Origin of the sequence: Microcystis sp. M53598_WE2 (assembly GCF_030067735.1) — a bacterium.
Taxonomy (GTDB): Bacteria; Cyanobacteriota; Cyanobacteriia; order Cyanobacteriales; family Microcystaceae; genus Microcystis; species Microcystis aeruginosa.
In genome coordinates this window covers 1-3,953 of record NZ_JASJFE010000006.1, presented here as the reverse complement: position 1 = coordinate 3,953, position 3,953 = coordinate 1, and the positions used below count along the sequence as shown (strand labels likewise).

Genomic DNA, 3,953 nt, shown 5'->3' with positions numbered 1-3,953 from the left:
GCTAAATTGAGAATATCAGGGGCATTGATGCCTAAAGGGAGAGAAAATGTATTAGGCTAAAAACTAAACTATTTTGGCAAGATTTCTTTGAAGACCTCCTCAGCCTACTTATTGGTTTTCCACGGTAGTCGCGATCCGCGTCCAGCCATGGCGGTGACACGATTAGCAGCCTTAGTTCAAGAAAAAATCAGTCAACCCACCGAAAGATTGGCGAGTAAATCGGAGTTTAGCCCATCTATAGCGGTTCTAGAAGCAGATAATCGGGTATTAGTAGGGACTGCCGCCCTAGAATTAGTGATAACACCTCTCCATCAACAAATAGAAGCTTTTGCCCAACAAGCACAAAGCCAAGGATGTAGCCGGTTGCAGATTATCCCCCTGTTTCTCCTGTCGGGGGTTCACGTTAAAGAAGATATTCCCGCGGCCGTGGCCAAAGTGCGATCGCCGATTGAGCTAGAGTTAAAGCCCCATTTAGGCAGTTATCAGGGCATAAAATCGCTGTTATCCCGACAATTTGCTGATTTAAGCCCCCAAGACCGCATTTTACTGTCCCACGGTAGTCGTCGCCCCGGGGGTAATCGGGAAGTGGAAAATCTAGCGGCGTTTTCTGGAGCAATTACAGCTTATTGGTCGATAGAACCGAGTTTATCCCAACAAATCGAGAGTTTAATTGCTCAAGGTAGCCCAACAATTGCTATACTGCCCTATTTCCTCTTTACTGGTGCAATTACGGACGCGATCGAAGCCCAAGTTTTTGAACTATCACAAAAGCATCCAAATGTCAATATATCTTTAGGTAAATCTTTGGGGGCGACGGGGGAATTAGCCGAGATTATTGTTGAGGAAGGATGTGGATGAAGCGGGCGGCGATCGCTTTAGGCGGTAATTTAGGAGATTCAGCGACAATTTTAGGGCAAGCTTTAGGGGAATTAGAGCGAGTCAAAGGAATTACACTAGAAGCTCATTCCCAATGGTATCAAACCGCAGCCGTCGGCCCTCCTCAGCCCGATTATCTCAACGGTTGCGCCATTGTGCAAGTGGACTTATCTCCCTTAGATTTACTGCATAAATTGTTAGAAATCGAGCAGTTATTCGGGAGAGTCCGACGGGAAAGATGGGGACCGCGTACCCTCGATTTAGACTTAATATTTTATGATGACCTGATCTTAGAAACGCCCGAATTAAAGATACCCCATCCCCGCTGCCGAGAACGGGCCTTCGTGCTGCTTCCCCTGGCGGAAATTGCCCCCGATTGGCGAGATCCCGTCACTGGAAAAACTATCCTTCAGCTATTGGGTCAATTGGGATTGGCGGAGTAGGATGTTAGGTGTTGGGGTTTTAGGGTTTTAGGGTTTTAGGGTTTTAGTTGAAATTCCCCCATCTCTCCTGCTCCCCACTTCCCCACTTCCCCACCTCCCCACCACCCCAAATAACCGCGTCTCAGTTACCGCCCCGAAACTCTACAATAAAGGCAGCAGCATCAATAAACAGTAAAAAAATCAACCGTGACCAAGACCCCATCGCTCGAGGAAACTCATTACAATCAGGCTAAAGCTAGTTTACAACAGGCTTTAACTTGGTATGCCAGTTTTCGCCGTCATTGGAATTATCCCCCCGATCCCCAACTTCAGGCCGCCGTTAAACAGGATTTACAGTCCCTAAAATCGGCCTTGGCTAAACTGGATGAAACGGTGATTCGGGTGGCAGCCTTCGGGTTAGTCAGTCGCGGTAAATCCTCGGTGGTAAACGCTTTAGTCGGTCAAAAAGTCCTGGCAACCGGACCCCTGCACGGGGTGACACGCTGGCCGCGATCGGTGCGTTGGACACCAGCCACGGGTAAAATCCAGATAGAATTAATCGATACCCCCGGATTGGATGAGATTGAAGGGGAAGCGCGGGCGAATATGGCCAGAGAAGTCGCTAAAAGTGCCGATTTAATTTTATTTATCGTCGCGGGGGATATTACCCGCACTGAATACGAGGCCTTAGGAGAATTGCGCCGGGCAAAAAAACCGATTATTTTGGTGTTTAATAAGATTGATCTCTATCCAGAAGCGGATCGCCGTCAGATTTTTCAGCAGTTACAGAGATTAGGAACCAATCGGGACGAAAAAACGTTAGAAGATTTGTTAACTAGCGATGAGATAGTTATGGTAGCCGCCGAACCGCAACCGATTCCCGTCCGGGTGGAATACCCCGATGGGTGCGTGGTGACTGAGTGGGAAACCCCTCCCCCCCAAATTGAGGAGCTGCAAGATAAACTCTTAACGATTTTAAATCGGGAAGGGCGATCGCTACTGGCCTTAAATGCTTTAGTGCAAGGGCAAGAAGCGGAGGAAAATATCGCTAGAAAAACCCTAGAACTCCGGGACAGTCAAGCGGAGGAAATTATCTGGCAATACGCGAAATATAAGGCTTTAGCGATTGCGGCCAATCCGATCGCTATTTTAGACCTACTAGGGGCTTCAATCGTCGATTTAACTCTAGTTCGGGCTTTAGCTCGTTTGTACGGCTTGCCGATTACCAGTCACCAAGCTGGTCAACTCTGGCGGACTCTACTTTTGAGTAGTGCGGGGTTGCTGGTGGGGGAAATCCTCGGCACTGTGATTATCGGTTTGGGCAAAACGGCGGCGGCGGCGGCGAGTATTTTTGAAAATCCCACCTCTTTAACCCTCTACGGTAGCACCGCTCTCTTACAGGGAGCAATTGCCGCTTATGGAACCTATATCATCGGGAAAGCCGCTAAAATCTATCTAGAACGCGGTTGTAGTTGGGGGGCATCTGGACCGAGTACGGTGATCAATCAAATTCTCGCTCAAGTTCATCCGCAAACTATTTTATATCGTTTACGTCTAGAACTAGAACAGTGATTTTAAAGGAAAAAGTAAAAAGGAAAAAAGGCAACAGTGATCAATTAAATATGGTTCTTCGTTACTTGGCATGGTTCGATCGGATGGCATAAATCGACTAAATTCTTATCTGGCAAAAGACTTAATTGATTAGTTCGTTCTAGAGGGAAAACAATTGACAAATCCCTGATAACCCCGTCCATTGCATAACACGAACCACTGACGACCGACTCCTGACTACTGACTCCTGATGACCGACTCCTGATTTTAGAAACTTAATTTTTGACAACGACAACTAGCTAGAAATATTGAGAGAAAATCATGTCTGCTGCCCATAAGTCCTATATTCCCGTTCCCGTTTCTCGCCAAAAAAGCCAAGGGAGTCAACGTCGTCCCCAGTCGCGGGTAACTCCCCCCAACCCCACTACTAAACCAGTGACTCAATCCTCCCCGACTCCCACCGTCAAACCGACGACTAAATCGGTGGCGAGAGTTCCCGTGGCCCCGACACAAAAACAATTAGCCTCGCGTCAATTACGTTCCCTTTGCCTCCTAGAAAGAATAGTGGCCGTGATTACTTTTTGTCTGTTGGGTTCGACTCTGGGAATATATGCTTGGACGGTATATATTCCCAAGGTTTGGAACAAAGAATTTGGTAAACTGGAAACACTGCAACGTCACGAGCGCAATCTTTTGGCCACCAATGAAACCCTTAAACATCAACTAGCTCAACAAGCAGAAAAACCCGAAACTGGATTAACTCATCCCCAACCCTTCCAAACTATCTTTTTACAGCGTAAATCTGCCCCTAACCTGAAACCTGCCCCCGCTTCTCAACCCCAATCTACCGTCAATTCTCGACCGAGAAGTGCCTATTAACAGTTATCAGTTAACAGTTAACAGTTATCAGTGGGGAAGTTAACAGTTAGCAGTTATCAGTTAAGTGGGGAGGCACAATTATGTGTAGGATGGGTTAGCGGTAGCGTAACATAATCGGGCGTTGGGTTTCATGCTTCAACCCAACCTACGTTCATCTTATATTTAATTCCACCCACCCACTTATCAGTTATCAGTGGGTAAGTTAACAGTTATCAGATGTGAGTT

General features: G+C 47.1%; 4 protein-coding genes. All 4 read left to right on the top strand.

Features of this window, described 5'->3' with window-relative positions; all coding sequences use genetic code 11:
* Nucleotides 1–147: 147 nt before the first annotated feature.
* The 4 genes from PX636_RS00140 (at nucleotide 148) to PX636_RS00125 (ending at nucleotide 3,728) form a co-directional block, all read left to right on the top strand.
* Nucleotides 148–858: a sirohydrochlorin chelatase gene (locus tag PX636_RS00140; protein ID WP_288115838.1), complete on the top strand. Its 711-nt coding sequence runs from the start codon at nucleotides 148–150 to the stop codon at nucleotides 856–858.
* A complete protein-coding gene (folK, locus tag PX636_RS00135) occupies nucleotides 855–1,319 on the top strand; it encodes a 2-amino-4-hydroxy-6-hydroxymethyldihydropteridine diphosphokinase (protein WP_041803708.1) in 465 nt (154 codons plus the stop codon). Before PX636_RS00140 ends, folK begins: the two co-directional genes overlap by 4 nt.
* 186 nt (nucleotides 1,320–1,505) lie before the next feature.
* Nucleotides 1,506–2,870, top strand: a complete 1,365-nt coding sequence (locus tag PX636_RS00130) for a GTP-binding protein (protein ID WP_288115835.1) — start codon at nucleotides 1,506–1,508, stop codon at nucleotides 2,868–2,870.
* 300 nt (nucleotides 2,871–3,170) lie between these two features.
* Nucleotides 3,171–3,728, top strand: coding sequence for a hypothetical protein (locus PX636_RS00125; RefSeq protein WP_288115834.1), 558 nt, complete (start codon nucleotides 3,171–3,173; stop codon nucleotides 3,726–3,728).
* Nucleotides 3,729–3,953: the final 225 nt, after the last annotated feature.

What these genes read in the sequence shown, in the direction of transcription:
- PX636_RS00140 (WP_288115838.1), top strand. Translation starts at nt 148, where the DNA reads ATGGCGGTGACACGATTAGCAGCCTTAGTTCAAGAAAAAATCAGTCAA.
- folK (WP_041803708.1), top strand. Translation starts at nt 855, where the DNA reads ATGAAGCGGGCGGCGATCGCTTTAGGCGGTAATTTAGGAGATTCAGCG.
- PX636_RS00125 (WP_288115834.1), top strand. Translation starts at nt 3,171, where the DNA reads ATGTCTGCTGCCCATAAGTCCTATATTCCCGTTCCCGTTTCTCGCCAA.